Raw genomic sequence first — 489 nt, 5'->3', positions numbered from 1 at the left:
AGTTCCTGAATTATCCAATACATTAAACCAAATATTTGGATCTTTAGCATACGAAGGAACCTTAATATATTCACCAGTGGATAAAGTAACTGTTTCATTTAATTTTACTACATACTTATCTATATCTTTAACATATTCCCCATCTAAAATTTCAATTTCTACTCCCTTTACCATTGGTCTAAGTATTCCAAATTTAAAAAGGTAGTACTGCGCAACAAGCAATATAGGAATAGATATGATTATAGCAATTTTTCTGTATTTCTTATTTTTTATAAATCTCATCTATCCACTTCCTTTTAGCTTAATATATAATCATTTGTTTTGTAAGCAATCTACCTAAGTTAAATATTGGGATAAACTGGAAAATTATTATATTTCAGAATATCCCTATACTAATTATAAACCATAAATTTAAAATTTAAAACTAAAATTAATGTTAATTTCTTACTATTGCAATAGTCTAATTTTAGTGAAATAACATTTGTCTTG

1 pseudogene is annotated in these 489 nt (G+C 24.9%); it reads right to left on the bottom strand.

From position 1 onward, the window contains the following. Positions 1 to 282 (bottom strand): annotated as a pseudogene (locus K0040_RS20040) (hypothetical protein); the annotation flags it as partial. Positions 283 to 489: the final 207 nt, after the last annotated feature.

Origin of the sequence: Terrisporobacter petrolearius (assembly GCF_020748185.1) — a bacterium.
GTDB classification, from domain to species: domain Bacteria; phylum Bacillota; class Clostridia; order Peptostreptococcales; family Peptostreptococcaceae; genus Terrisporobacter; species Terrisporobacter petrolearius.
This window is presented reverse-complemented; position numbering and strand designations above follow the sequence as displayed.